The organism is Pseudomonas sp. lyk4-TYG-107 (assembly GCF_030209055.1).
GTDB lineage: Bacteria > Pseudomonadota > Gammaproteobacteria > Pseudomonadales > Pseudomonadaceae > Aquipseudomonas > Aquipseudomonas putida_A.
Genome location: NZ_JARVST010000001.1, coordinates 305,546 through 330,569, shown reverse-complemented (window position 1 = coordinate 330,569; position 25,024 = coordinate 305,546). Strand labels below are relative to the sequence as shown.

The 25,024-nt window shown below is 61.4% G+C and carries 24 protein-coding genes; 16 read left to right on the top strand and 8 right to left on the bottom strand.

What is annotated here, in order from left to right:
* Positions 1-15 precede the first annotated feature (15 nt).
* Genes QRN61_RS01485 through QRN61_RS01475 form a run of 3 tightly spaced genes read left to right on the top strand, consistent with a single transcriptional unit; the run spans position 16 to position 2,962 of the window.
* Positions 16-1,158, top strand: coding sequence for an ABC transporter ATP-binding protein (locus QRN61_RS01485; RefSeq protein WP_003229245.1), 1,143 nt, complete (start codon positions 16-18; stop codon positions 1,156-1,158).
* A gap of 35 nt (positions 1,159-1,193) precedes the next feature.
* A complete protein-coding gene (locus QRN61_RS01480; protein WP_171061891.1) occupies positions 1,194-2,075 on the top strand; it encodes an ABC transporter permease subunit in 882 nt (293 codons plus the stop codon).
* Entirely contained in the window at positions 2,072-2,962 is an 891-nt protein-coding gene (locus QRN61_RS01475; RefSeq protein ID WP_027610518.1) for an ABC transporter permease subunit, read from the top strand. The genes QRN61_RS01480 and QRN61_RS01475 overlap by 4 nt, the downstream gene beginning before the upstream one ends.
* Before the next feature lie 191 nt (positions 2,963-3,153).
* Here the strand turns inward: QRN61_RS01475 and QRN61_RS01470 are convergent, their stop codons facing one another.
* Complete coding sequence (locus QRN61_RS01470) at positions 3,154-3,795, bottom strand: HD domain-containing protein (RefSeq protein WP_285373056.1); 642 nt, start codon at positions 3,793-3,795, stop codon at positions 3,154-3,156.
* 233 nt (positions 3,796-4,028) lie between these two features.
* Between QRN61_RS01470 and QRN61_RS01465 the strand changes: the two genes are divergently transcribed.
* Positions 4,029-4,994 carry a GlxA family transcriptional regulator gene (locus QRN61_RS01465; RefSeq protein WP_285373055.1) on the top strand — a complete coding sequence of 322 codons (966 nt, stop codon included), beginning with the start codon at positions 4,029-4,031 and terminating at the stop codon, positions 4,992-4,994.
* Positions 4,995-5,134: 140 nt separating this feature from the next.
* Here the strand turns inward: QRN61_RS01465 and QRN61_RS01460 are convergent, their stop codons facing one another.
* Both QRN61_RS01460 and QRN61_RS01455 read right to left on the bottom strand, forming a co-directional pair.
* Positions 5,135-7,546, bottom strand: a complete 2,412-nt coding sequence (locus tag QRN61_RS01460; protein WP_285373054.1) for a penicillin acylase family protein — start codon at positions 7,544-7,546, stop codon at positions 5,135-5,137.
* Between the two features lie 102 nt (positions 7,547-7,648).
* Entirely contained in the window at positions 7,649-8,227 is a 579-nt protein-coding gene (locus tag QRN61_RS01455; RefSeq protein ID WP_097088900.1) for a DUF6436 domain-containing protein, read from the bottom strand.
* Positions 8,228-8,326: 99 nt separating this feature from the next.
* Between QRN61_RS01455 and bipL the strand changes: the two genes are divergently transcribed.
* Entirely contained in the window at positions 8,327-9,274 is a 948-nt protein-coding gene (bipL, locus tag QRN61_RS01450) for a phospholipase BipL (protein ID WP_097088902.1), read from the top strand.
* Between the two features lie 103 nt (positions 9,275-9,377).
* Here the strand turns inward: bipL and QRN61_RS01445 are convergent, their stop codons facing one another.
* Positions 9,378-10,130 carry a DUF2059 domain-containing protein gene (locus tag QRN61_RS01445; RefSeq protein ID WP_285373053.1) on the bottom strand — a complete coding sequence of 251 codons (753 nt, stop codon included), beginning with the start codon at positions 10,128-10,130 and terminating at the stop codon, positions 9,378-9,380.
* Positions 10,131-10,238: 108 nt separating this feature from the next.
* On the opposite strand from QRN61_RS01445, the gene QRN61_RS01440 reads away from it, so the two are divergent.
* Both QRN61_RS01440 and QRN61_RS01435 read left to right on the top strand, forming a co-directional pair.
* Complete coding sequence (locus QRN61_RS01440) at positions 10,239-10,871, top strand: 2OG-Fe(II) oxygenase (RefSeq protein ID WP_103369653.1); 633 nt, start codon at positions 10,239-10,241, stop codon at positions 10,869-10,871.
* A gap of 1 nt (position 10,872) precedes the next feature.
* Positions 10,873-11,358 (top strand): 2-thiouracil desulfurase family protein, encoded by a 486-nt coding sequence (locus QRN61_RS01435; RefSeq protein WP_285373052.1) that lies wholly within the window; start codon positions 10,873-10,875, stop codon positions 11,356-11,358.
* A gap of 55 nt (positions 11,359-11,413) precedes the next feature.
* Here QRN61_RS01435 and QRN61_RS01430 read toward each other — a convergent pair whose 3' ends face one another.
* The gene (locus QRN61_RS01430; RefSeq protein WP_027610527.1) at positions 11,414-11,983 is read right to left on the bottom strand and encodes a transporter substrate-binding domain-containing protein; all 570 of its coding nucleotides are present in this window, start codon (positions 11,981-11,983) and stop codon (positions 11,414-11,416) included.
* 135 nt (positions 11,984-12,118) lie between these two features.
* Here QRN61_RS01430 and QRN61_RS01425 point away from each other — a divergent pair, with 135 nt between their 5' ends.
* On the top strand, positions 12,119-12,544 hold the full coding sequence (locus QRN61_RS01425; RefSeq protein WP_027610528.1) for a DUF4399 domain-containing protein: 426 nt from the start codon (positions 12,119-12,121) through the stop codon (positions 12,542-12,544).
* 62 nt (positions 12,545-12,606) lie between these two features.
* Here the strand turns inward: QRN61_RS01425 and serA are convergent, their stop codons facing one another.
* Positions 12,607-13,836: a phosphoglycerate dehydrogenase gene (serA, locus tag QRN61_RS01420; RefSeq protein WP_003229219.1), complete on the bottom strand. Its 1,230-nt coding sequence runs from the start codon at positions 13,834-13,836 to the stop codon at positions 12,607-12,609.
* 206 nt (positions 13,837-14,042) lie between these two features.
* Between serA and QRN61_RS01415 the strand changes: the two genes are divergently transcribed.
* The 4 genes from QRN61_RS01415 to QRN61_RS01400 all read left to right on the top strand — a co-directional run bounded on the left by QRN61_RS01415 (position 14,043) and on the right by QRN61_RS01400 (position 18,389).
* A complete protein-coding gene (locus tag QRN61_RS01415) occupies positions 14,043-15,437 on the top strand; it encodes a D-2-hydroxyglutarate dehydrogenase (RefSeq protein ID WP_285373051.1) in 1,395 nt (464 codons plus the stop codon).
* A 41-nt stretch (positions 15,438-15,478) separates the two neighbouring features.
* Positions 15,479-16,144 (top strand): fumarylacetoacetate hydrolase family protein, encoded by a 666-nt coding sequence (locus QRN61_RS01410; RefSeq protein ID WP_115988676.1) that lies wholly within the window; start codon positions 15,479-15,481, stop codon positions 16,142-16,144.
* A gap of 301 nt (positions 16,145-16,445) precedes the next feature.
* The gene (locus tag QRN61_RS01405; RefSeq protein WP_285373049.1) at positions 16,446-17,369 is read left to right on the top strand and encodes an SdiA-regulated domain-containing protein; all 924 of its coding nucleotides are present in this window, start codon (positions 16,446-16,448) and stop codon (positions 17,367-17,369) included.
* A gap of 102 nt (positions 17,370-17,471) precedes the next feature.
* Entirely contained in the window at positions 17,472-18,389 is a 918-nt protein-coding gene (locus QRN61_RS01400; protein ID WP_285373048.1) for an SdiA-regulated domain-containing protein, read from the top strand.
* A 146-nt stretch (positions 18,390-18,535) separates the two neighbouring features.
* On the opposite strand, the gene rpiA is transcribed toward QRN61_RS01400, so the two are convergent.
* Entirely contained in the window at positions 18,536-19,210 is a 675-nt protein-coding gene (rpiA, locus tag QRN61_RS01395) for a ribose-5-phosphate isomerase RpiA (protein ID WP_007913886.1), read from the bottom strand.
* Positions 19,211-19,356: 146 nt separating this feature from the next.
* Between rpiA and ilvA the strand changes: the two genes are divergently transcribed.
* Together ilvA and QRN61_RS01385 are read left to right on the top strand one after the other, a co-directional pair.
* Positions 19,357-20,871 carry a threonine ammonia-lyase, biosynthetic gene (gene ilvA, locus QRN61_RS01390; protein ID WP_285373047.1) on the top strand — a complete coding sequence of 505 codons (1,515 nt, stop codon included), beginning with the start codon at positions 19,357-19,359 and terminating at the stop codon, positions 20,869-20,871.
* A gap of 39 nt (positions 20,872-20,910) precedes the next feature.
* Positions 20,911-21,336, top strand: coding sequence for a DUF2269 domain-containing protein (locus tag QRN61_RS01385; RefSeq protein WP_282413662.1), 426 nt, complete (start codon positions 20,911-20,913; stop codon positions 21,334-21,336).
* Positions 21,337-21,442: 106 nt separating this feature from the next.
* Here the strand turns inward: QRN61_RS01385 and QRN61_RS01380 are convergent, their stop codons facing one another.
* Positions 21,443-22,099: a histidinol-phosphatase gene (locus tag QRN61_RS01380; protein WP_027610535.1), complete on the bottom strand. Its 657-nt coding sequence runs from the start codon at positions 22,097-22,099 to the stop codon at positions 21,443-21,445.
* Positions 22,100-22,242: 143 nt separating this feature from the next.
* On the opposite strand from QRN61_RS01380, the gene QRN61_RS01375 reads away from it, so the two are divergent.
* A complete protein-coding gene (locus QRN61_RS01375) occupies positions 22,243-22,722 on the top strand; it encodes an RNA pyrophosphohydrolase (protein WP_003229203.1) in 480 nt (159 codons plus the stop codon).
* A gap of 22 nt (positions 22,723-22,744) precedes the next feature.
* The gene (ptsP, locus tag QRN61_RS01370) at positions 22,745-25,024 is read left to right on the top strand and encodes a phosphoenolpyruvate--protein phosphotransferase (RefSeq protein WP_285373046.1); all 2,280 of its coding nucleotides are present in this window, start codon (positions 22,745-22,747) and stop codon (positions 25,022-25,024) included.

Here is a 25,024-nt window from a genome sequence, read left to right as displayed (position 1 = left end):
CTGGGAGTTTCGTAAATGGCAGTTGCCTCCGGCGCCTATAAGAAAGCCCTCGAGGGCGACCAGACACCTAAGCAGGTGTTGGTCAAAATCGACCGGGTCACGAAGAAGTTCGACGAGACGATTGCCGTGGACGATGTGTCCCTGGAAATCAAGAAAGGCGAGATCTTCGCCCTGCTCGGCGGTTCGGGATCGGGCAAATCCACGCTGCTGCGGATGCTGGCAGGGTTTGAACGGCCCACGGAGGGGCGCATTTTCCTCGACGGCGTCGACATCACCGACATGCCGCCGTACGAGCGACCGATCAACATGATGTTCCAGTCGTATGCCTTGTTCCCGCACATGACTGTGGCGCAGAACATCGCCTTCGGCCTCAAGCAGGACAAGATCCCCAACGCCGAGATCGATGCGCGCGTGGCCGAGATGCTCAAGCTGGTGCAGATGAGCCAGTACGCCAAGCGCAAGCCGCATCAACTGTCCGGCGGTCAGCGCCAGCGTGTGGCTCTGGCGCGCTCGCTGGCCAAGCGGCCGAAACTGCTGCTGCTCGACGAGCCGATGGGCGCACTGGACAAGAAACTGCGTTCGCAGATGCAACTGGAGTTGGTGGAAATCATCGAGCGTGTGGGCGTGACCTGCGTGATGGTGACCCACGACCAGGAAGAGGCCATGACCATGGCCGAGCGCATCGCGATCATGCACCTGGGCTGGATCGCCCAGATCGGCAGCCCGATCGACATCTACGAAACCCCGACCAGCCGTCTGGTCTGCGAATTCATCGGCAACGTGAACATCTTCGAAGGCGAAGTGATCGACGACGCCGAAGGCCACGCGACCATCACTTGCAAAGACCTCGACCGGCAGATCTACGTCGGCCACGGCATCAGCACTTCGGTGCAGGACAAATCGGTGACCTACGCGATTCGTCCGGAGAAGCTGCTGGTCACCGCCGAAATGCCGACCTGCGAATACAACTGGTCGAGCGGCAAGGTGCATGACATCGCCTACCTCGGCGGTCACTCGGTGTTCTACGTCGAATTGCCGAGCGGCAAACTGGTGCAGTCGTTTGTCGCCAACGCCGAACGTCGCGGCCAGCGTCCGACCTGGGGCGATCAGGTTTACGTGTGGTGGGAAGACGACAGCGGCGTGGTACTTCGCTCATGAACATGCGCAAGTTCAAACGACGGCTCAACCGAATAATTCCCAATGGCCGGCAACTGGTCATCGGGGTTCCGTTCATCTGGCTGTTCCTGTTCTTCATGCTGCCGTTCTTCATCGTCCTGAAGATCAGCTTCGCTGAAGCCGACGTGGCCATCCCGCCGTACACCGAGATCTACACCTTCGCCGAGCAGAAGCTGCAATTGCTGCTGAACCTGGGCAACTACGCGATGCTCGGCGACGACGAGTTGTACATCGCCGCCTACCTGGGCTCGCTGAAGATGGCGTTCTTCAGCACGCTGCTGTGCCTGCTGATCGGCTACCCGATGGCCTACGCCATCGCCAGTGCGCGCAAAGAGCTGCAAACGGTGCTGGTGCTGCTGATCATGATGCCGACCTGGACTGCGATCCTGATCCGCGTTTACGCGTGGATGGGCATCCTCAGCAACAACGGTCTGCTCAACGGTTTCCTGATGAGCATGGGCTTTATCGACGAGCCGCTGCAGATCCTCAACACCAACCTCGCGGTTTACATCGGCGTGGTTTATTCGTACCTGCCATTCATGATCCTGCCGCTGTACGCCAACCTGGTGAAGCACGATCAGAGCCTGCTGGAAGCCGCTTCCGACCTCGGTTCGAGCACTTTCAACAGCTTCTGGAAAATCACCATTCCACTGTCCAAGAACGGCATTATTGCCGGCTGCATGCTGGTGTTCATCCCGGTGGTCGGCGAGTTCGTGATCCCGGAACTGCTCGGCGGCCCGGAAACCCTGATGATCGGTAAAGTGCTCTGGCAAGAGTTCTTCAACAACCGTGACTGGCCGGTGGCGTCCGCCCTGGCGGTGGTGATGCTGGCGATCCTGATTGTGCCGATCATCCTGTTCAACCGCAGTCAGGCCAAGGAAATGGAGGGCAAAGAATGAAACGCATCCGTTTCTCCAGCCTGATGCTGGTACTGGGTCTGTTGTTCATCTACCTGCCGATGCTGATCCTGGTGATCTACTCGTTCAACGCCTCGAAACTGGTGACGGTGTGGGGCGGCTGGTCGATCAAGTGGTACGTCGGCCTGCTCGACAACACCCAACTGATGGGGTCGGTGGTGCGCTCGCTGGAAATCGCCTGCTATACCGCCGTTGCGGCGGTGGCGCTGGGTACGCTGGCAGCCTTCGTGCTGACCCGCATCACCCACTTCAAGGGCCGCACACTGTTCGGTGGCCTGGTGACGGCGCCGTTGGTAATGCCTGAGGTGATCACCGGTCTGTCGCTGTTGCTGCTGTTCGTGGCCATGGCGCAGATGATCGGCTGGCCGCAGGAACGCGGCATCGTCACCATCTGGATCGCCCACACCACGTTCTGTGCGGCGTATGTGGCGGTGGTGGTGTCGGCGCGTCTGCGTGAGCTGGACCTGTCGATCGAAGAGGCGGCGATGGACCTCGGTGCACGGCCGTGGAAGGTGTTCTTCCTGATCACCATCCCGATGATCGCGCCGTCGCTGGCAGCGGGCGGCATGATGTCGTTCGCTCTGTCGCTGGATGACCTGGTACTGGCGAGCTTCGTTTCCGGCCCGGGTTCGACCACGCTGCCGATGGAAGTGTTTTCCGCGGTGCGTCTGGGCGTGAAGCCTGAGATCAACGCCGTGGCCAGCCTGATTCTGCTGGCGGTGTCGATCGTGACGTTCATGGTGTGGTTCTTCAGCCGCCGCGCCGAAGAAGCGCGCAAGAAAGCCATCCAGCAAGCCATCGAAGAAGGCGCCGCCGATTCGTGGAAGCAACCGGACGTGCGCCGCGCGCCTGCGCCGGAAGCGGCTTAAAGCAAAATCGGGTTGGCCCCTTTATCAAGGCCAACCCAAATCCAACTGTGGGAGCGGGCTTTTGTGGCGAGGGGATTTATCCCCGATGGGTTGCGAAGCGGCCCCCTCTCTTGATTCAAAAAGAAAGGGACTGCTACGCAGTCCATCGGGGATAAATCCCCTCACCACAGGGCACACCCCCACAGTCGGTTTTATGCAGTCCAAGGAGATTGGCGGATGACCTCAACAAAGTTCATCGGCTTGAACCCCGGCTCCTGATCCACCAGCACATCGGTCTTCACGTTGCCAAACGTGGTCTGCGGACGATGGCGCAAGCCGTCGGCAAACGCGCAGATGATGCACTCCTTGAAACCTTCCCCGCGTGGATGCGCATGCACCACCGCCTCGCGCTGGGTGTTGCTGAACGCCGCGTAATCCATGCCCAACACGTCCATCTCGACACCCGCGGTCACCAGCGCCACGGTCGGCCGCAGATGTTTGGGCACGCCCGGCGTGGTGTGCAGGGCAATCGACAGCCAGACCTGCTCGATGTCGTCATCACTCAGCCCGTACGGCTTGAGAAACGCCGCTGCCGCGTTGGCGCCATCCACTTCGAAACGCTCGTCGGCACTGCGATAGCCCTCGACCAGACCGAGGTCGTGGAACATCGCGCCGACATACAGCAGCTCCGGGTTGTAGGTCAGTTGTTGGCGCTCGCCGCTCAACGCACCGAACAGAAATACCCGGCGCGAGTGGTGGTAGAGCAGGTCGGATTCAATGTCGCGAATGTACTCGGTGGTGGCCCGGGCGAGGGCGCTGTCGGGGAGCTTGATGCCGGCAATGGTCGTGCTCATGAAGGTATCCTCATCGAAAACGCCGTCGTGGCGCTGATGGACAAAGTCTGTTCCCCGAGGCACTAAACGGACAATCAACGCATGGCTGCGATCCTTGCCAATCAACCTGCAAATCGTGCCAACCTCGCTTGTTGAACCTGGATTGGCTAGGGTTGGCTCAATCAACAAGGCAGGCACGGCCCATGTGGGAGCGGGCTTGTGTTTGCCACAGGCATTGAGGACATTGGAGGCTCATGAACAAAACCGTCGCCATCGTGGTGTTCCCCGGCGTGCAGGCGCTGGATGTCAGCGGGCCGATGGATGTGTTCGCCGAGGCCAACCGGTTTCTGCCGCCCGAGGATCACTACCAGCTGGAGGTGATCGGCCTCGAACGTGGGCCGATGGCTTGCTCCAATGGCCTGAACCTCAGCGCTCACCGACACTTCAGCGAAGCGCACGATGCTTATGACCTGCTGCTGGTGGCCGGCGGGCCGCAGTTACCGTTCATGGATTTCGGCAAGCCTTTCGACACCTGGCTGCGCGAGGCCTGCACCCGTGCCCGGCGCTTTGGCTCTATCTGCAACGGCGCGTTCATGCTGGCGCGGGCGGGACTGCTGGAAGGGCGCACCGTGACCACCCACTGGAACGATGCCGAAGCCTTGGCACAGTTGTGTCCATCGACTCAAGTCGAGGCCGATCGCCTGTACGTCGAGGACGGTGCGCTCTACACCTCGGCCGGGGTCACCGCCGGGATCGATCTGTCGCTGTACCTGCTGGCCCGTGATTGCGGCGCTGAAGTGGCGCTGAGCGTGGCCAAGCGGCTGGTGGTGTTCACCCAGCGCTCGGGCGGGCAATCGCAGTTCAGCCCATTCCTCACACCGCATGCGGAGTCGACGTCAGCGGTGGCGATGGTGCAGTTGTATGTGCTGGCCAACCTCACCGGCGATCTGACGATTGCCGATCTGGCGAACGCGGCGAACATGAGTGCGCGCAACTTCTCCCGGGTGTTCGCCCGCGAGGCTCGGGTCACTCCGGCGGAGTTCGTCGAAAGTGCCCGAGTGGATGCGGCGCGGGTGCTGCTGGAAAGCACCACGGCGCCGTTGAAGACCGTGGCGTATCAGTGCGGGTTTCGCGATGCGCAGCACATGCGCAGTGTGTTCAATCGGCGGTTGGGGGTGACACCGCAGCAGTTTCGGCTGAATTTTGCGCTGATGCTCTGAAGGTCTCTTGTGTTCTTAAGGGCCCCATCGCTGGCAAGCCAGCTCCCACAGGTTTCTCGGGTATTCACATAATCTGTGTTCACTGAAAATCCTGTGGGAGCTGGCTTGCCAGCGATGGGGCCAGACCAGCCAGCACAAAACTACTGGGCAGCCCGCGCCGGCAACAGCTTCAAGGTACTGCGAGTATTGGCCGTCACCTCTTCCTCGCTGAAATGCGCCTGCACGAACATCCCCTCGACGTACTCTTCAGCCTGATCGTCATAGTGGCTGTCGAACGGCACACCGCTCTGGCCGACCGGGTTGATGGTCAGGCTGTGCGTCGGGTCAGCGAAGTCGACCAGCCGCCGCGTCGAAGGCCCGTAAGTCACCGGCCACGGCGCCGGGCCGAGCTTGGCCGAGAGGTTGTTCGGCACTTCGTGGCTACCCGGCGCGGCGAACGGCCCGACGTTGAAGATGTGATCCAGCGGCTTCTGCTGACCCAACGGATGACCGTGGGTCAGGGTGTGCGCCGTGCCCCATTGCCAGTCGGACGTATTGTCGCCGAGGGTCTGTTTCAGGTGCGTCATGCTCGCCTGCCACGCCACCTTCACGATGTCGGCACGGGTTTCCTTGTTCGGCGTGTTGTGGTTGTCCCACCAGGGTGAATCGGCATTCGCCGCCAGGCGCGGCAGGGCGGCATCGATCACCCGGGTCGACAGCAGGGTCTCGAAGAAATCGTTGCCCAGCTCATCACGCATCGCCGCATCGGCGAGATCGTAGAGGAACTGGTTGAACACTGTGGCGTTGACCGAATCCAGCGGATAGTCGCCTTGCCACTGCGCCAGTTGCTCGACCAGTTTCAGCTGCGCCGGATCGCTCACCACTTCCCGCAACACCGGCAGCAATGGCGCCAGGGTGCGCGGGCCGTAACCGGTGGTGGTGCCCAGTTGCAGTTTCTGGTTGGCCTCGTTGCTCCATTTCACGCTCTTGTCGCTGAGCTGGCGGTTGAGCTGCTGGCCGCGATCGGCGAGGTTGTAGTAACCGGGGATTTCCATCCCGGTCGGCGACAGCGGCTGGAAGTTGGCCGAGACGATGTAGCCGCGCGCCGGGTTTTCTTCCTGCGGGTTGGCGCTGAACGGGTAGTAGCCGTCCTTGTCTGCCTGATTGCTGCTGCCGTCGAGAATGAACTCGGGCTTTACCCCGACCGGGCGTTTCGGCAACAGCGCCGAGGCCCACCAGGCAATGTCACCCTTGGCGTTGGCGTAGACGATGTTCAGCCCCGGTGCCTGCACCTTGGTCGCGGCGGCGCGGGCCTTGGCCAGGGTGTCGGCGCGGTTGAGCTGGTAGAAGCCTTCGAGGATCGGATTCGGCGTTTCGAGGAACGCCCACCACATGGCGATCGGCGTTTTACCGGCGGCAGTGCCGAGGGCGTCGTTGACGATCGGGCCGTGGGGCGACTGACGCAAGGTCAGCATCACCGGCGCCTGGCCCTTCACCGCGATCTGCTGCTCGCTGCTGACCAGATCGGTCCACTGGCCGTGGTACCAGACCTGATTCGGGTTGTCCGGGTTGACCTTCTCGGCGATCAGATCCAGATCGTCGTTCTGGAACATGGTCAGGCTCCAGCCGAAATCCAGGTTGTGCCCCAGGAATGCGAACGGCACCAGCGCCTGATGATGGCCGTAGAGCTCAAAGCCCGGTGCCGACAGTTGCGCTTCGTACCACACCGACGGCACCGAGAAGCGAATGTGCGGGTCACCAGCCAGCAGCGGTTTGCCGCTCTGGCTACGGCTGCCGGCGATCACCCAGGCGTTGCTGCCTTCGAATTGCGGCAGGCCGTTTTCAATCAGCGCCTGCTCGCTGAGGCGGGCGAGGGCGTTGATGTCCTTCCAGTCGCCGGCGGCGAGGGCCGGGGTCTTATTGGCGTGATCTTTGGCGAGCACGCCTTTGGGCTGCCAGTCGAGGTCGAAGACGTTGAGGTAATCGGCGCCGAGTTGATCGCGCACGTAGGTCAGCAGTGGCTCGGTGCGAAACGCCGCGGCAAAGCTGTAGGCCATGTAACCGGCGACGCTGATGCTGTCCTCCGCCGTGAACGGCCGCTTGGGGATGCCCAGCACGTCGAATTCCACCGGCGTGACGTGGCTGTCCTGATATTGGTTGATGCCGTCCAGATAGGCTTGCAGGGCCTTCCACGCCGGTGACTGCTTATCGAGACTGGCGACATAACTGGCGGCGCGTTCGCGGATGCGCAGGCTGCGGAACAGTTTGTCGGTGTCGAGCAGCTTCGGCCCCAGCACTTCGGCCAGCTCGCCGCGGGCCAGGCGGCGCATGGCTTCCATCTGGAACAGTCGGTCCTGGGCATGCACGTAGCCGAGGGCGCGATACAGATCGGTTTCGTTCTCGGCACGAATATGCGGCACCCCGCGTTCGTCGTAACGCACGGTCACCGAACCCTGCAGATTGCGCAGCTCCACCTGGCCCTGACGCGTCGGTTGCTTGCTGTAGACGTAACCGCCGACACCGGCGAGCAGGACAACGATGAGCAAGGCAAGAACGGTGAAGACGCGTTTCATGGTGACTCCTTGTGCATGCGGGATTGCCGCCCGTCGGGCTGCAAACAATTAGCACAGACCTTCCGTGCCGTGCATCGCTGTCCTTGAAAAGTCCGGAATGCCTTACTGCGCCAGCACCGGCCACGGGCAATAACACCCGACTGCCAGGGTGTGCGTGGCGTTGACCGGGCGATCTTCGGTCAGTGCATTGAGGATCGGTTCGATGAAGCTGTTGCTGGAGTTGCAGGTCAGCCCTTCACTGTACGGCCCGAAGTACGCCAGTTTGCCGCTGCGATCCCAGATCGCCACCGCGGGGCTGGCCGGGATCTGCTCGGAACCGGGCAATACCGCGATGGTTTTCAGATTGCTCAGGGTGGCGGGTAACTGGCCGTGGGAGCCGGCGCGCTGCACGGCGAAGAATTCCACACCGCGCGCGCCGTACTGCTCGACCATCTCGGTCAGGTGCTGTTGATTGCCGACGTTGCACGGGCAGGCCGGGTCCCAGAAGTGCACGAGACGGATTTTGCCGGGACCGGCCAGCTCATCCGGCAGACGCAACGGATCCCCGGAAAACACCGCCGTGTGCTGACTGAACGCGCGCAGATAACGCCCCTGAAACCAGTCGTACGCCGCCCACAGCACCCCGGCACACACAAGCGCGAGCAGGCTGGCAAACAGTGCGGTGCGGTAGGGCGAGCGCATGGTTTTTCGATCCTCGAAGGGGGGCTAGCTTGCCATGCTTGCCGCAACAGATGAATATCGCAGGCCGATAAAGTCTGTTTACCGCTTTGGAATACCCGCATGCCTGACACTTTCGATGCCGATCATTTACGCGCCAGCCTCAAGCCTTTGGCCCAGTGGCAGCCGTTGTCGGACGAGGCGAAAGCGTATCAGCGGTTTTATAAAACCGACTTCCCGGAGCGTGATGTCTGGCGCGGCATGGGCCGCTTCGAGGTGGACGGTTACGAGCTGGTCAGCCATTGCTGGTGGCCAGAGAAGGTCAAGGGCACGCTGTTTCTGCTGCACGGTTTTTACGATCACACCGGGCTGTATCGGCATGTGATCGAGTGGGCGCTGGATCAGGATTTTGCCGTCATCGCCTGCGACTTGCCGGGTCATGGTTTGTCGAGTGGGCCGCGGGCGAGCATTCGCGACTTCTCCGAATACCAGGACGCCTTGCAGGCGTTGTTCGCCGAAGCCAGTTCGATCGCCCTGCCGCAACCCTGGCATCTGTGCGGACAAAGCACGGGCGGCGCGATCGTCGTCGACCATGTGCTCAACCATGGCGAGAACAGTCCGGCGCAGGGTCAGTTGATTCTGCTGGCGCCGCTGGTGCGTCCGCGCGCCTGGGGCTGGTCGCAGCTCAGTTATTACCTGCTGAGGCCTTTCGTGCGGGGCATCGCCCGGCGCTTCAGCGAGAACTCCAACGACCCGGATTTCCTGCCGTTCCTGCAGGCTGATCCGTTACAGCCCAAACGCTTGCCGACCGCGTGGGTCGGTGCGCTGTCGCGCTGGATCATCCGTGTGGAACACGCGAAAAAAAGTCCGCGACGGCCGCTGATCATTCAGGGGCAGGCGGATATGACCGTGGACTGGCAGCACAACTTGCAGGTGCTGAAGTGGAAGTTCGACCGGCCGCAGATTCTGCTGCTGCCGGAGGCGCGGCATCATCTGGCGAACGAGACGCTGGAAATGCGCGAGGAGTATTTCGAGTTTCTGAACAAGCGGATCAGGGGGCGGAATCTTTAGCGTCTTCGAGGGCCTTATCGCGAGCAGGCTCACTCCTACAATTGATCGCGGTCTCCTGTAGGAGTGAGCCTGCTCGCGATGGCGGTCTGAAAGGCGATAAAGATTACTGGCTGTGGTTCGAGGAGCTTTGCCCCACCGCCAACCCCGCCCGAATCGCCGCCAGCGCCGCCTGGTAATACGCCTTGCCCTCGCTGGACTCGGCGAAGGTCGCGAACTGCTCCAGTTCGTCATCCGACAGATCGCGATAAACGTAGAGCAGCGTGTTGTTCAAATCGGCGCCGATCTGCTCCATCAAACGCTGGCGCTGACCGTTCAACATGCTTTGCGCCTGACCGCCGCCGAGCAGGCCGGGGATCATCGAACTCAGGCTGTCCGCCGCCACGCCGGCAATCGCCAGACTGACTTCGGCGCCGGCCTCGCGCGCCGGCAGGGCTTGGGCCAGATGGCCGATGATCAGCAGACGGCTGTCGCTGACCTGCATCTTCGGCAAGCCTTTGGCGTTCTTTGCCAGTTGATCGCGACGGGTGGCGAGCAATTCAGCGGCGACGATTTTCTTGCCCAGCGGCGATTGAAAAAAGGTCAGCGCCGGTTGTGGATCGGCAAGGTGCTGGCGCAGTTGCGCTTCGGCACGCTGATCCATGGCCTGGGGGGCGAAGCGCTGGTTACTGTTGTTGACCAGGGCTTGAAACACCGCTGGCGGCAGGTTGTTCTGGTAGCGCTGCTGCGCGGCACTCAGGGCATCATTGAAATGCGCACGTTGATCTGGCCAGCCGGCTATCTTGTACAACTGATCGTGGCCGTCCGCCCAGGCGGGCAAAACGCAGAACATCAACAGTGAAAAAAGCAAACGGCGCATAGGGACTCCTGTCAGCAGCGGACTATTCTCCGTGCGGTGCCGGTACTTGTCGAGAATTCGTAGCAAGCCGCTGCGTGGCTCTGTCGGATTTCCTGCCGCCGGCATACTATGCGCGCCATGCAAATATCCTCTGAACACCCGCTGCTGTTACGCATCGTCGACGACCTGGCCGAACACGGCTGGTCGCAGCAGAACATTTTCCTGCCCGCAGGTTTGACCCGCGAGCTGGCGGCCGAGTGCCGCAAACGTGAGGCCGAGGGTGAGCTGGCGCCGGCAGCGGTAGGCCGTGGGCCGTTTTCGGAGATTCGCGAGGGTATTCGTGGCGACCACATCCAGTGGATCGACCCGGGCCAGGCCGAAGCCAGCGACCGTTATCTGAACCTGATGGAAAGCCTGCGCGAGGCGCTCAATCGCGGGCTGTTCCTCGGGCTCGAGGATTTCGAGTGCCACTTCGCCCTGTATCCGCCGGGCGCGTTTTACCGCAAGCACGTCGACCGTTTTCGCGACGATGACCGGCGCATGGTTTCGGCGGTGGTCTATCTCAATGACGCGTGGCTGCCGGAAGACGGCGGTCAGTTGCGCATGTATCTGGACGAAGACCGGGTCCACGACGTGCAACCCACAGGCGGCTGTCTGGTGGTGTTCCTCTCCGGTGAGGTGCCGCATGAAGTGCTGCCGGCGCACCGCGAACGCCTGTCGCTGACCGGCTGGTTCCGCCGCCGTGGCAACGAGCCGTTCTGATATGCAGAAGATTCTGGTCAGCCGCTGCCTGTTGGGCCACCGCGTGCGTTACGACGGCGGGGCCAGCGGGCCGTTCGATCTGCTCGAACAGTGGATCGCCGAAGGGCGCGTGGTGCCGCTGTGTCCCGAAGTGGCTGGCGGTTTGCCAACCCCGCGTGCTGCGGCGGAAATCCCCGGCGGGCAGGGCGCCGAAGTGCTCGATGGCACGGCGGCGGTGATCACCACTGAAGGCGAGGACGTCAGCGCGCAGTTTCTCGACGGCGCGCGGCAGGCGCTGGCGCTGGTGCAAAAGCACGGCATCCGCGTCGCGGTGCTCAAGGCCAACAGTCCTTCTTGCGGGAATTTGCTGACCTATGACGGGACGTTCAGTGGCGTCAAAGTCTCTGGCGAAGGCGTGACGGCAGCATTGCTCAAGCGCCATGGTGTGCAGGTCTTCAGCGAGCTCGAACTGCCTGAAGCCGCAATGGCCCTGACCCAGCTCGACTGAAAGCCCCCCACAAAGCCCATGTGGGAGCAAGCCCCCTCCCACAGGGTTTATGTGTTCATTTGGGTTCGGTGAACCACTTTTGCGACAATGCCGCCAAGCGTCCATCTGCCTTGATCCGCTCCATCGCGCTCGCAAGACTGGCCTGAAACGCCGGATTACCCTTCTGAAACGGAATCGCCAACTCCACCGGCACCGCCGTCTTCGGCTTCTCCTCGGTCAGCGCCTGTACCAGCACCATCGGTCGAGGCTGCTCATCCTTCTTCGCCAGCAGCTGCGAATCGACCTTGCCGTAAGGCTCGCTGACGTCGAAACGATCCTTGAGTTCAGGTGTCAGTGCTATGTGGTTGAGCGCAACGTCGTACTTGCCGCTTTCAACGCCCTGGAGCAGGTCGGCTTCGTCGGTGACGATGAAGTCGGCGCGCACATCCAGCTCGTTGGCCAGCAGTTGCCCAAGCTCGACCTCGAACCCCGTGAGTGTGTCGCCATCCTTGAAATTGAAGGGCGGTGTATTAGCCTCAAGGGCAATGCGCAACTCGCCACGGTCGTTGACGTCATCAATCAGTTCGGCGTGAGCCAGAGGGCTCAGAAGGGGTAGCAGGCAGATCAGGCCAGGCAGAAAGCGCATGGTCACTCCTTTGAAATCATTATTGCGATGCTCTGAGTCAGGCTCGCTTTGCTATGGTTGTCGAGTGCCTTCGACAACGAATGGTCATGAAGTTGTCATGACCGCGCGGATTTTACGGAAAAACTGGAGAAGAGAATGAAAACGTTTATGTCACGAGCAGCCTTGGCTGGCCTGTTGATGGGTGTTTCAGTGCTGGCCAGTGCAGCGACCCCGGCACCCAAGGGCGCCGAAGTGTTCATCGTTTCTCCCGAAGACGGGGCCACGGTTTCTCAGGAGTTCAAGGTCAAGTTCGGGGTCAAGGACGTTGCGCTGGCACCCGCCGGTGACGTCACCAAGAACACCGGTCACCACCACCTGCTGATTGATGCCAAGGAAATCGTTCCGGCCGGTTCCGTCGTGCCGACCGACGCCAACCACATGCACTTCGGCAAGGCGCAAACCGAGGCCACGATCAAACTGGCCCCGGGCAAGCACACCTTGCAACTGGAGCTGGGCGACAGCGGCCACATGGCGTTCGATCCGCCGATCGTGTCGAAAAAGATCACCGTCAACGTCGAATGACGTTTTCGCACGTATGAAAAAGGGAGCCCGAAGGCTCCCTTTTTTTGTCGCTCAGCGTCGGATCAGAACAACACGCGGCTACGGATGGTGCCGTTGACGTGTTGCAGTTTCTCTTGCGCCAGCTCCGAGTACTCGGCGTCGACGTCGATCACCACGTAACCGACTTTCTCGTTGGTCTGCAGGAACTGACCGGAGATGTTGATACCGTTTTCGGCGAAGACCTTGTTGATCTCGCTCATCACACCCGGGATGTTCTCGTGGATGTGCAGCAGGCGGTGCTTGCCAGGGTGAGCCGGCAGGGCCACTTCCGGGAAGTTCACCGACGAAACGGATGTACCGTTGTCGCTGTACTTGACCAGTTTTTCCGCCACTTCCAGACCGATGTTGGCCTGCGCTTCGGCAGTCGAGCCACCGATGTGCGGGGTCAGGATCACGTTGTCCAGGCCACGCAGCGGGCTTTCGAACTCTTCGTCGTTGGAGCGTGGCTCCACCGGGAACACGTCGATGGCCGCGCCGATCAGGTGCTTGTCCTTGATCGCGTCCGCCAAGGCGTCCAGCTCGACCACGGTACCGCGCGCGGCGTTGATCAGGATGCCGCCCTTCTTGATGGCGCGGATTTCCTTCTCGCCGATCATCCACTGGGTCGCAGCGGTTTCCGGAACGTGCAGGGTGACGATGTCGGACATGCCCAGCAGCTCGTGCAGGTTGCCGACCTGAGTGGCGTTGCCCAGCGGCAGCTTGGTCACGGTGTCGTAGAAGAACACCTGCATCCCTAAGCCTTCCGCCAGAACCGACAGCTGAGTACCGATCGAGCCGTAGCCGACGATGCCGAGTTTCTTGCCACGGATCTCGAAGGAGTTGGCTGCGGACTTGATCCAGCCGCCACGGTGGCAGGAAGCGTTTTTCTCAGGGATGCCGCGCAGCAGCAGGATCGCCTCGGCCAGCACCAGTTCCGCGACGGAGCGGGTGTTGGAGTACGGCGCGTTGAACACGGCGATACCGCGCTCGCGGGCAGCACTCAGGTCAACCTGGTTGGTGCCGATGCAGAAACAGCCGACCGCGACCAGCTTCTTCGCGTGATCGAAGATCTCTTCGGTCAGTTGGGTGCGCGAACGAATGCCGATGAAGTGAGCGTCAGCGATCTTTTCCTTGAGCTCGGCTTCCGGCAAGGAGCCTGTCAGGTATTCGATGCTGGTGTAGCCCGCCGCCTTGAGGACGTCGACAGCCGATTGGTGGACGCCTTCGAGAAGAAGGAACTTGATCTTGCTCTTATCGAGAGAAGTCTTGCTCATCTGCGTAAACCTGTATCCCGGAGAAAAATGGCAGGGAGGGGAGCAGCCTGGAGCTGACCCGCACGGCAAGAAAGCCGTCACCGCAGAACTGGCCTTGGGCACTGGCCTGCGGGGTCGGTATGCTAGCATAGCCACCCCGCTAAACACTCATTCCTGCGACGTGAAGCGTCTTCAGGATGACCATGAATTGTTCGAGAGTTCTGTCGATGACCAATCCTGCCCTGATTGATGAACTGAAGACCCTGGTCGAGCCTGGCAAGGTCCTGACCGACGCCGACTCCCTGAATGCGTACGGCAAGGATTGGACCAAGCACTTCGCGCCCGCGCCGTGCGCCATTGTGTTCCCCAAGACCATCGAACAGGTGCAGGCCATTGTCCGTTGGGCCAACACCCATAAAGTGGCGCTGGTGCCGTCGGGCGGGCGCACCGGGCTGTCCGCCGCCGCGGTGGCCGCGAATGGCGAAGTGGTGGTGTCGTTCGACTACATGAACCAGATTCTCGACGTGAACCTCACTGACCGCACCGCCGTGTGTCAGCCGGGCGTGGTCACCGAGCACCTGCAGAACGTCGCCGAAGAGAACGGCTTGTATTACCCGGTGGACTTCGCCTCCGCTGGTTCGAGCCAGATTGGCGGCAATATCGGCACCAATGCTGGCGGGATCAAGGTAATTCGCTACGGCATGACCCGCAACTGGGTCGCCGGCCTGAAAGTGGTCACCGGCAAGGGCGATGTGCTGGAGCTGAACAAGGACCTGATCAAGAACGCTACCGGTTACGACCTGCGCCAGTTGTTCATCGGCGCCGAAGGCACCCTCGGCTTTGTGGTCGAAGCGACCATGCGTCTGGATCGCGCGCCGAAAAACCTCACTGCGATGGTCCTCGGCACCGCCGACTTCGACTCGATCATGCCGGTGCTGCACGCCTTCCAGGGCAAGCTTGATCTGACCGCGTTCGAATTCTTCTCCGACAAGGCATTGGCCAAAGTGCTGGGGCGTGGCGACGTACCGGCGCCGTTCGAAACCGACTGCCCGTTCTACGCGCTGCTGGAATTCGAAGCGACCAGCGAAGCAGTGGCCAACACGGCGCTGGAAACCTTCGAACACTGCGTCGAGCAGGGCTGGGTGCTGGACGGTGTGATGAGCCAGAGCGAAACCCAGCTGCAGAACCTGTGGAAGCTGCGCGAGTACATCTCCGAGACCATCTCGCACTGGATACCTTACAAGAACGACATCTCGGTCACCGTGTCAAAAGTGCCAGCGTTCTTGCAGGAAATCGACGCGATCGTCGGCGAATACTACCCGGACTTCGAAATCGTCTGGTTCGGCCATATCGGCGACGGCAACCTGCACCTGAACATTCTCAAGCCGGATAATCTGAGCAAGGACGAGTTCTTCGCCAAGTGCGCGACCGTCAACAAGTGGGTGTTCGAAACCGTCGAGAAGTACAACGGTTCGATCTCCGCCGAGCACGGTGTGGGCATGACCAAGCGCGACTACTTGACGTACAGCCGTTCGCCGGTCGAAATCGAGTACATGAAAGCGGTCAAAGCGGTGTTCGACCCGAACGGCATCATGAACCCGGGCAAGATCTTCGCGGTTTGATTGGCAATCCCTGATGAATCAATGAAGGCAGGAGTCGGTAAATGAGCTATCAGCACCAGTACGTCGACGGCACGCGCATTCACTTCCCGATCGGGAAAGTGGTGTGCATTGGCCGTAATTACGCCGAACACGCCAAGGAACTGGACAACCCGGTGCCTACCGAGCCGTTGCTGTTCATCAAGCCAGGCAGTTGCGTGGTGCCGCTGGAAGGCGGTTTCAGCATCCCGGCCGAGCGAGGTTCGGTGCACTACGAAGCGGAAATCGCCGTGTTGATCGGCAAGCCGCTGTCGACCAAGCCGAGCCGCGAAGAAGTGCTTGATGCGATCTCCGGTTTCGCTCCGGCGCTGGACCTGACCCTGCGCGACAAGCAGGCTGAGCTCAAGTCCAAGGGCCTGCCATGGGAAATCGCCAAGTCGTTCGACGGCGCGGCGGTGATTGCCCCGTTCGTGGTCGGCAGCACTTTCCCAGACCTGACCGACATCGGCATTCGCCTGACCATCAACGGCGAAGTACGCCAGGACGGCAACAGCAGCGCGATGCTCAACCCGATCGTGCCGATGATCCAGCACATGGCCGGCTGCTTCTCGCTGCAGGCCGGCGACGTGATCCTCACCGGCACGCCAGTGGGCGTCGGCCCGCTGAATGTCGGCGACGACATCGTGCTGGAACTGGTTGGCGCGAGCAGCTTCAGCAGCAGCGTTCGCTAACCGCGAAACCGTAACACCCTGTGGCAGCGAGCCTGTTGTGGTGAGGGGATTTATCCCCGATGGCCTGCGCAGCAGTCCCAGTTTTTGGGGCCGCTTCGCAGCCCATCGGGGATAAATCCCCTCACCACAGTGCTCGCTCCCACATTGCTTTGTGGTGTCCTGAAGAAGGTTGGCGGCACACGCCAATCCCGCCATTTGCCGTTTTTTTCACATCCTGTCCGGATAATTCCTCGCATTCTGGCGTCTGAGCCGGCCTCTTTGTGCTATTACCCTTAGCCTGAATTTTCGGAACGCGTCCCTGATGTCAGCTCACACTCAGCTCAATCCTCCTCGTCGCTCACGTTTCGCCCTGCGCTGGTATGTCTGGCTGTTGCTGGTGATCGCAGCCGCCTATGGCCTGGCGTTTGCCATGCACTGGGACGACCGTGGCCTGCTGTGGCTGCGCGAGCGCTTCGAGAGCCAGACCGAGCAAAAGGCGAGTATCTGGCTGCCGGACTATCGGGCGGTGATCGATGGCAAGCTGCTGCCGGGTATGGAGAAGGACGAGGCCTCGGACCTGTCCTACAACCCGCAGACCAAAACCCTGTTTTCGGTGATGGGCAAGAATCCGTTTCTGGTCGAACTGACCCTGCAGGGTGATGTGCTGCGCAAGATGCCGCTGGTGGGCTGGAGCAATCCGGAGGGCGTGACCGTGATGGAAAACGGCCTGATGGCGATCGTCGATGAGCGCGAACACCTGCTGACCATCGTCAAGGTCGATGCCAGCACCCGCGAGCTGAATATCGCCGACTTCCCGAAATACGACCTCGGCCCGTCGAAGAACCAGAACAAGGCCTTTGAGGCGATCACCTGGGATCCTCGCAACCAGCAGTTGCTGCTGGGCGAAGAGCGGCCGCCAGCGCTGTTCACCTGGAAAAGCGACGGCAGCCAGATCCTCAAGGGCGACAAGCAGAAGCTGGCCAATGATGAACTGGACATTCGCAACCTCTCGGCACTGGCCATCGACCCGCGTACCGGCCACACCCTGGTGCTGTCTGCCGATTCGCATCTGTTGTTGGAGCTGGACGAGAAGGGCGAGCAGGTCAGCTTCATGACCCTGCTTGGCGGCTTCAATGGTTTGAAGGACACCATCCCCCGCGCCGAAGGCGTGACCATGGACGACGCCGGTACGCTGTACATGGTCAGCGAGCCGAACCTGTTCTATCGCTTCGAAAAGCACAAGTAAGCCCATCGCGGTCGGCTTGTGGTCGCAGGCAAGTGGCCATTAAGCTTCAGTTCAGACAGGCGTGATATTTCATCCGCCTGTTTTGATCCCGAGCCTGCCCGAATGCGTCGACTTGCCCGCCCCAAGCCCCTGTTTATCATCCTGTCGGTTGTTGTCCTGATCGTGTTGATCGCGCTCGGCCAATACCTGCGCCTGTTCGAGCGCGCCTGGTTCAATCTGCATACCTTGTGGCAGCCGTTGAGCAGCGAGGCCATTGGTCTGGATCAATACCGGGTCGAGGTCGAGGCCAGGATCATCGACGGCCTGAACGACGATGTCTCGGCGCTGACCTACGATCCGGTGCGCAAAAGCCTGTTCACCGTGACCAACAAGAATGCCGAGCTGGTCGAGTTGTCGCTCGAAGGCAAAATCCTGCGGCGTATCGCGCTGATCGGCTTCGGCGATCCTGAAGCGGTGGAGTTCATCAGCGCCGACACCTATGTGATCACCGACGAGCGCCAGCAACGCCTGATCAAAGTCCATTTGGAGCAGGACACCACGTTCCTCGATGCGGCGGACGCTGAACAGATGACCTTGGGCGTGCACATGAGCGGTAACAAGGGCTTCGAAGGTCTGGCGTATGACTCGGTGGGCAAGCGCCTGTTCGTCGCCAAGGAGCGTGACCCGATGCTGATTTATGAGGTGCACGGTTTTCCGCACTTCAACCCGGAAAAATCCTACGCGGTGCACGTGATCAACAACCCCAAGCGCGATGCCGGGATGTTCGTGCGCGATCTGTCGAGCCTGCAATACGACGAGCGCAGCGGCCATTTGCTGGCGCTGTCCGACGAGTCGGGGCTGATTCTGGAGCTGGACGTGGACGGGCGGCCGCTGAGTACCTTGTCGCTGAACAAGGGGCGGCAGGGTTTGCAGAAGAGCGTGCCGCAGGCCGAAGGCATTGCGATGGATGACGACGGGACGTTGTATCTGGTGAGTGAACCGAACTTGTTTTACGTCTTCAAAAAACCTGTACAGCCTTAACTCACACCACAAAACACTGTGGGAGCGAGCCTGCTCGCGAAGGCGTCGTGTCAGCCAATGAAAATGTTGGCTGAACTGGCGCTTTCGCGAGCAGGCTCGCTCCCACAGGTTTATTCGTCTGCCCATTAATTTCGGGCAGTCTGGGCTTACTCAGCCTTCAGGGTTTTCACACCTTCGCTGGTCCCCAACAACAGCAGATCCGCCGGACGCGCCGCGAACAGGCCATTGGTGACCACGCCGACGATCGCATTGATCTGCGCTTCCAGCTCCACCGGGTTGGTGATCTGCAGGTTGAACACGTCGAGGATGATGTTGCCGTTGTCGGTCAGCACGCCTTCGCGGTAGACCGGGTCGCCGCCCAGTTTTACCAATTGGCGGGCGACGTGGCTGCGGGCCATCGGGATCACTTCGACCGGCAGCGGGAATTCACCCAGCACCGGCACCAGTTTGCTGGCGTCGGCGATGCAAATGAAGGTCTTGGCCACGGCCGCGACGATCTTCTCGCGGGTCAGGGCCGCGCCGCCGCCCTTGATCAGGTTCAGGTGCGCGTCGCTCTCGTCGGCGCCGTCGACGTAGAACTCCAGGTCGCTGACGGTGTTCAGCTCATACACCGGAATCCCGTGGCCCTTGAGGCGCGCCGCAGTGGCTTCGGAGCTGGCAACCGCGCCATCGAATGCGCCCTTGTGCTGGGCCAGTGCATCGATGAAGCAGTTGGCGGTGGAGCCGGTGCCGACCCCGACGATGCTCTTGTCGTCGAGTTTCGGAAGGATGAAGTCGACGGCGGCCTGAGCCACTGCCTGTTTGAGTTGATCCTGGGTCATGCGGGCTCCGGAAGCGGGCAAGGTGAGTGCGGAAAGGCCGGCATTATAGCCGCAAGCCGGGCTAAAACCTCCTGATTCGTGTGGTCGCACGGGCAAAAGCCGGGTTAGACTCGTCGGTCCCGCCCAATCGCCAGTGATGCTTTCCGATGCTCGAACAGTACGTCAAAAAGATCCTCACCTCGCGCGTTTATGACGTTGCCGTAGAAACCCCGCTGCAGAACGCTCGCCAGCTCTCCGAGCGGCTGGGCAATGACATTTGGCTCAAGCGTGAAGACTTGCAGCCGGTGTTCTCGTTCAAGATTCGCGGCGCGTACAACAAGTTGACCCAGCTGACTGACGAAGAACGCGCCCGTGGCGTGGTCACCGCGTCGGCGGGCAACCATGCGCAGGGGCTGGCGCTGGCGGCGAAAGTGCTGGGCGTGAAGGCCACCATCGTGATGCCCAAGACCACCCCGGAGATCAAGGTCGAAGGCGTGCGTTCGCGCGGCGGCAAAGTCGTGCTGCGCGGCGATTCGTTCCCGGAAGCCCTGGCGTACTCGTTGAAACTGGTCGATGAAAAGGGCTACGTCTACATCCACCCGTACGACGATCCACACACCATTGCCGGGCAGGGCACCGTGGCGATGGAAATTCTGCGTCAGCACCCGCAACCTCTGGACGCGATCTTCGTGCCGGTCGGCGGCGGCGGACTGATCGCTGGCATCGCGGCGTACGTGAAATACCTGCGTCCGGACATCAAGGTCATCGGCGTCGAGCCGGACGACTCCAACTGCCTGCAAGCGGCCATGGCCGCCGGCGAGCGCGTGGTGCTGCCGACCGTGGGCATCTTCGCCGACGGCGTGGCCGTGGCGCAGATCGGCCAGCACACTTTCGACATCTGCAAGGATTACGTCGACGAAGTGATCACCGTCAGCACCGACGAGATCTGCGCGGCCATCAAGGATATCTACGACGATACCCGCTCGATCACCGAACCTGCCGGCGCCTTGGGCGTGGCCGGGATCAAGAAGTACGTCGAGTTGCGCGGCGTCAGTGGCCAGACCTTCGTCGCCATCGACTCCGGGGCCAACGTCAACTTCGATCGCCTGCGCCACGTCGCAGAGCGCGCCGAGCTGGGCGAGGGTCGCGAAGCGATCATCGCCGTGACCATCCCGGAGCAGGCCGGCAGCTTCAAGGCGTTTTGCGAAGCGATCGGCAAGCGCCAGATCACCGAATTCAACTACCGCTACAACACCGGCAGCGAAGCGCACATCTTCGTCGGCGTGCAGACTCACCCGGAAAACGACCCACGCAGCGCACTGCTGGCGAGCCTGACCGAGCAGGGCTTCCCGGTACTCGACCTGACCGACAACGAACTGGCCAAGTTGCACATCCGCCACATGGTCGGCGGCCACGCGGCGCACGTGATCGACGAAGTGGTGTTTCGCTTCGAATTCCCGGAGCGTCCGGGCGCGCTGTTCAACTTTCTCAACAAGCTCGGCGGGCGCTGGAACATCTCGATGTTCCATTACCGCAACCATGGCGCGGCAGACGGCCGGGTGGTCGCCGGCCTGCAAGTACCGCATGACGAGCGTCATCTGGTGCCGGCGGCGCTGGAAGAAATCGGTTACCCATATTGGGATGAAAGCGAAAACCCGGCCTATCAGTTGTTTCTTGGCTGAGCGGCTACGCTGATGGGCAGGCCCTGAGGAAATCGAACAATGGAAACGTTAACTGCCCTGAAAGCCGCGCACATTGTCGCCACTGTAGTGTTGCTGGCCGGTGCGCTCGGGTTGGGAGTCTGGGTTTTTCTGGCAAAACGCAAAGGTGATGCAACGGCGGGCAGCCGCACCTTGCAACGGCCACGGGTGTTCATCTGGCTGTTGATGGGCCTGGCGTTGTTGAGCATGCCGTTCACCGGCTGGGGCATGGTGCATCTGGTCGGCTGGCCGCTGGGGCAGACCTGGCTGCTGGCCTCCAGCGTGCTGTACACCGTGGCGGCGCTGGCGTGGTTCTGGTTGCTGGTGCGGTTGAATCGCTTGCGCAAGGCGCCGGGCGGCGTTGGCAGGTTCACTTTTGCCTTGGCGTTGTTCAGCTTTGTCTGCTTTATCGCGATTGCCGGGTTGATGGGCGCCAAGCCTGTTTAAGGCTTGAGACCGCGTCGAGCCCATTCGGGAGCAAGCCCCCTCCCACATTGGATTTGTGTTGTGAACACCATCCCCTGTGGGAGCGAGCCTGCTCGCGAAGGCGTAATCAGCCGCGCAACGAAATCACCGGCCAGCCCCGCTTCTCGGCCTCGGCGCGCAGATTCGGATCCGGATCCACCGCCACCGGGTTCGCCACCTGCTCCAGCAGCGGCAGGTCATTCATCGAGTCGCTGTAGAAATAGCTGTCATCCAGCGAATGCCCGGTTTCCTCCAGCCAGCGATTCAGGCGCGTCACCTTGCCTTCGCGGAAGCACGGAATGTCGGTGCTGCGCCCGGTGTAGCGGCCATCGACCATCTCGCACTCGGTGGCGATCAGGGTTTCGACGCCCAGGCGCACCGCAATCGGCGCGGTGACGAAGCGGTTGGTGGCGGTGATGATCACCAGTTTGTCGCCGGCGTCGCGGTGCTGTTTGAGCAGTTCCAGCGCCTTGGGCAGCACGATCGGCTCGATGCAGTCGCGCATGTAGTCGTTGTGCCACTGTTCAAGCACGGCCATTTCGGTGCGGCCGAGGATTTCCAGGCAGAAGTTCAGGTACGCGGCGTTATCCAGTTGGCCGGCCAGGTAATCCTGGTAGAACTCGTCGTTGCGCTGCTTGTATGCAACCGGGTCGAGGAAGCCGCGTTCGCACAGATAGTCGCCCCAAGCGTGATCGCTGTCGCCGCCCAGAAGGGTGTTGTCCAAATCGAATAGAGCCAGGCGCATTGCAGTTACCCGCTGAAAAGTCAGTAAAAAGGCGACAAGAATACGGTCTTTTCACAAGAGTGCACATAAGGTAGGAACCTTCGTTGCCGCCTTATCAAGCTTTGTGGAACAATGCGGCGACATGCGTTTGCGAGGTTGTTGCCGTGATCGACCCCGATGGTTTCCGCCCCAATGTCGGGATCATTCTGACGAATGACGCCGGCCAGGTGCTATGGGCTCGCCGTATCAATCAAGATGCCTGGCAGTTTCCACAAGGGGGAATCAACCCCGAGGAGACGCCGGAAGACGCCTTGTACCGCGAGCTGAACGAAGAAGTTGGCCTGGAACGTGAAGATGTTGAAATACTGGCCTGTACCCGGGGCTGGTTGCGCTATCGTTTGCCGCAACGTCTGGTGCGTACCCACAGCCAACCGCTGTGCATCGGCCAGAAACAGAAATGGTTTCTCCTGCGCCTGATCTCCAACGAGCAGCGGGTGCGGATGGATTTGACCGGTAAACCGGAGTTCGATGGCTGGCGCTGGGTCAGTTATTGGTATCCGTTGGGCCAGGTGGTGACATTCAAGCGCGAGGTGTATCGACGCGCCCTCAAAGAGCTTGCCCCGCGCCTTTTAGCGCGCGACTGACGACGGAGTTCGACCCCGAGCCATGCTCAATACGCTGCGCAAGATCGTCCAGGAAGTTAACTCCGCCAAGGATCTCAAGGCGGCGTTGGGGATTATTGTGTTGCGCGTCAAAGAGGCCATGGGCAGCCAGGTCTGCTCGGTCTACCTGCTTGATCCCGAGACCAACCGCTTCGTCCTGATGGCCACCGAGGGCTTGAACAAGCGCTCGATCGGCAAGGTCAGCATGGCACCCAACGAAGGTCTGGTGGGTCTGGTCGGCACGCGTGAAGAACCCCTGAACCTCGAAAACGCCGCGGATCACCCGCGCTACCGCTACTTCGCCGAGACCGGCGAGGAGCGCTACGCCTCCTTCCTCGGGGCGCCGATCATTCACCACCGCCGCGTCGTCGGCGTGTTGGTCATCCAGCAGAAAGAACGCCGCCAGTTCGATGAAGGTGAAGAAGCCTTCCTCGTGACCATGAGCGCGCAGCTCGCCGGCGTTATCGCCCACGCCGAGGCCACCGGTTCGATCCGTGGCCTGGGCCGCCAGGGCAAGGGCATTCAGGAAGCCAAGTTCGTCGGCGTACCGGGTTCGCCGGGTGCCGCCGTCGGCACCGCCGTGGTCATGCTGCCGCCGGCGGATCTGGATGTTGTTCCAGATAAAACCATTACCGACATCGACGCCGAACTGGCGCTGTTCAAGACCGCCATCGAAGGCGTGCGCGCCGATATGCGCGCGTTGTCCGCCAAGCTCGCGACCCAGTTGCGCCCGGAAGAACGTGCGCTGTTCGACGTTTACCTGATGATGCTCGACGATGCCTCGCTGGGCAGCGAAATCACCACCGTGATCAAGACCGGCCAGTGGGCCCAGGGCGCGCTGCGTCAGGTGGTCACTGAGCACGTCAACCGTTTCGAGCTGATGGACGACGCCTACCTGCGCGAGCGTGCGTCGGACGTCAAAGACCTCGGCCGGCGCCTTCTGGCGTATTTGCAGGAAGAGCGTCAACAGAACCTGGTCTACCCGGAAAAAACCATTCTGGTCAGCGAAGAGCTGACGCCGGCGATGCTTGGCGAGGTGCCGGAAGGCACGCTGGTCGGTCTGGTTTCGGTACTCGGTTCGGGTAACTCCCACGTCGCGATCCTGGCCCGGGCCATGGGCATTCCGACGGTGATGGGTCTGGTTGACCTGCCGTACGCCAAGGTTGACGGCATCGAGGTGATCGTCGACGGCACCCGCGGCGAGGTCTACACCAACCCCAGCGATGTGCTGCGCAAGCAGTTCGCCGAGGTGGTCGAAGAAGAGAAACAACTGGCACTGGGCCTCGACACTCTGCGCGATCTGCCGTGCGTGACCCTCGACGGCCACCGCATGCCGTTGTGGGTCAACACCGGTCTGCTGGCCGATGTGGCGCGGGCGCAGAAGCGCGGCGCCGAGGGTGTCGGCCTGTACCGCACCGAAGTGCCGTTCATGATCAACCAGCGCTTCCCGAGCGAAAAGGAACAGCTGGCGATCTACCGCGAGCAGCTCGCCGCGTTCCATCCGCAACCGGTGACCATGCGCAGCCTGGACATTGGCGGTGACAAGTCGCTGTCGTACTTCCCGATCAAGGAAGACAACCCGTTCCTCGGCTGGCGCGGGATTCGCGTGACCCTCGATCACCCGGAAATATTCCTGGTGCAGACCCGCGCGATGCTCAAGGCCAGCGAAGGCCTGAACAACCTGCGGATCCTGCTGCCGATGATCTCCGGCACCCACGAACTCGAAGAAGCCCTGCACCTGATCCACCGGGCCTGGGGCGAAGTGCGTGACGAAGGCACCGACGTGCCGATGCCGCCAATCGGGGTGATGATTGAAATTCCGGCTGCGGTGTACCAGACCAAGGAATTGGCGCGGCAGGTGGACTTCCTGTCGGTCGGCTCCAACGACCTGACCCAGTACCTGCTGGCGGTCGACCGCAACAACCCGCGAGTGGCCGACCTCTACGACTACCTGCACCCGGCGGTGCTGCAAGCCCTGCAAACCGTGGTCCGCGACGCGCATGCCGAAGGCAAACCGGTGAGTATCTGCGGCGAAATGGCCGGTGATCCGGCAGCGGCGGTGCTGTTGATGGCGATGGGCTTCGACAGCCTGTCGATGAACGCCACCAACTTGCCGAAAGTGAAGTGGTTGCTGCGCCAGATCAACCTGAGCAAGGCCAAGGATCTGCTGGCGGAGCTGATGAAGATCGATAACCCGCAAGTGATCCACAGCTCGCTGCAACTGGCGCTGAAGAATCTCGGGTTGTCGAAGATGAATCCGCCGGCGGTCAACAAGGCCCTCTGA

What these genes read in the sequence shown, in the direction of transcription:
- QRN61_RS01485 (WP_003229245.1), top strand. Translation starts at nt 16, where the DNA reads ATGGCAGTTGCCTCCGGCGCCTATAAGAAAGCCCTCGAGGGCGACCAG.
- QRN61_RS01475 (WP_027610518.1), top strand. Translation starts at nt 2,072, where the DNA reads ATGAAACGCATCCGTTTCTCCAGCCTGATGCTGGTACTGGGTCTGTTG.
- QRN61_RS01470 (WP_285373056.1), bottom strand. Translation starts at nt 3,795, where the DNA reads ATGAGCACGACCATTGCCGGCATCAAGCTCCCCGACAGCGCCCTCGCC.
- QRN61_RS01465 (WP_285373055.1), top strand. Translation starts at nt 4,029, where the DNA reads ATGAACAAAACCGTCGCCATCGTGGTGTTCCCCGGCGTGCAGGCGCTG.
- QRN61_RS01460 (WP_285373054.1), bottom strand. Translation starts at nt 7,546, where the DNA reads ATGAAACGCGTCTTCACCGTTCTTGCCTTGCTCATCGTTGTCCTGCTC.
- QRN61_RS01455 (WP_097088900.1), bottom strand. Translation starts at nt 8,227, where the DNA reads ATGCGCTCGCCCTACCGCACCGCACTGTTTGCCAGCCTGCTCGCGCTT.
- bipL (WP_097088902.1), top strand. Translation starts at nt 8,327, where the DNA reads ATGCCTGACACTTTCGATGCCGATCATTTACGCGCCAGCCTCAAGCCT.
- QRN61_RS01445 (WP_285373053.1), bottom strand. Translation starts at nt 10,130, where the DNA reads ATGCGCCGTTTGCTTTTTTCACTGTTGATGTTCTGCGTTTTGCCCGCC.
- QRN61_RS01440 (WP_103369653.1), top strand. Translation starts at nt 10,239, where the DNA reads ATGCGCGCCATGCAAATATCCTCTGAACACCCGCTGCTGTTACGCATC.
- QRN61_RS01435 (WP_285373052.1), top strand. Translation starts at nt 10,873, where the DNA reads ATGCAGAAGATTCTGGTCAGCCGCTGCCTGTTGGGCCACCGCGTGCGT.
- QRN61_RS01430 (WP_027610527.1), bottom strand. Translation starts at nt 11,983, where the DNA reads ATGCGCTTTCTGCCTGGCCTGATCTGCCTGCTACCCCTTCTGAGCCCT.
- QRN61_RS01425 (WP_027610528.1), top strand. Translation starts at nt 12,119, where the DNA reads ATGAAAACGTTTATGTCACGAGCAGCCTTGGCTGGCCTGTTGATGGGT.
- serA (WP_003229219.1), bottom strand. Translation starts at nt 13,836, where the DNA reads ATGAGCAAGACTTCTCTCGATAAGAGCAAGATCAAGTTCCTTCTTCTC.
- QRN61_RS01415 (WP_285373051.1), top strand. Translation starts at nt 14,043, where the DNA reads ATGACCAATCCTGCCCTGATTGATGAACTGAAGACCCTGGTCGAGCCT.
- QRN61_RS01410 (WP_115988676.1), top strand. Translation starts at nt 15,479, where the DNA reads ATGAGCTATCAGCACCAGTACGTCGACGGCACGCGCATTCACTTCCCG.
- QRN61_RS01405 (WP_285373049.1), top strand. Translation starts at nt 16,446, where the DNA reads ATGTCAGCTCACACTCAGCTCAATCCTCCTCGTCGCTCACGTTTCGCC.
- QRN61_RS01400 (WP_285373048.1), top strand. Translation starts at nt 17,472, where the DNA reads ATGCGTCGACTTGCCCGCCCCAAGCCCCTGTTTATCATCCTGTCGGTT.
- rpiA (WP_007913886.1), bottom strand. Translation starts at nt 19,210, where the DNA reads ATGACCCAGGATCAACTCAAACAGGCAGTGGCTCAGGCCGCCGTCGAC.
- ilvA (WP_285373047.1), top strand. Translation starts at nt 19,357, where the DNA reads ATGCTCGAACAGTACGTCAAAAAGATCCTCACCTCGCGCGTTTATGAC.
- QRN61_RS01385 (WP_282413662.1), top strand. Translation starts at nt 20,911, where the DNA reads ATGGAAACGTTAACTGCCCTGAAAGCCGCGCACATTGTCGCCACTGTA.
- QRN61_RS01380 (WP_027610535.1), bottom strand. Translation starts at nt 22,099, where the DNA reads ATGCGCCTGGCTCTATTCGATTTGGACAACACCCTTCTGGGCGGCGAC.
- ptsP (WP_285373046.1), top strand. Translation starts at nt 22,745, where the DNA reads ATGCTCAATACGCTGCGCAAGATCGTCCAGGAAGTTAACTCCGCCAAG.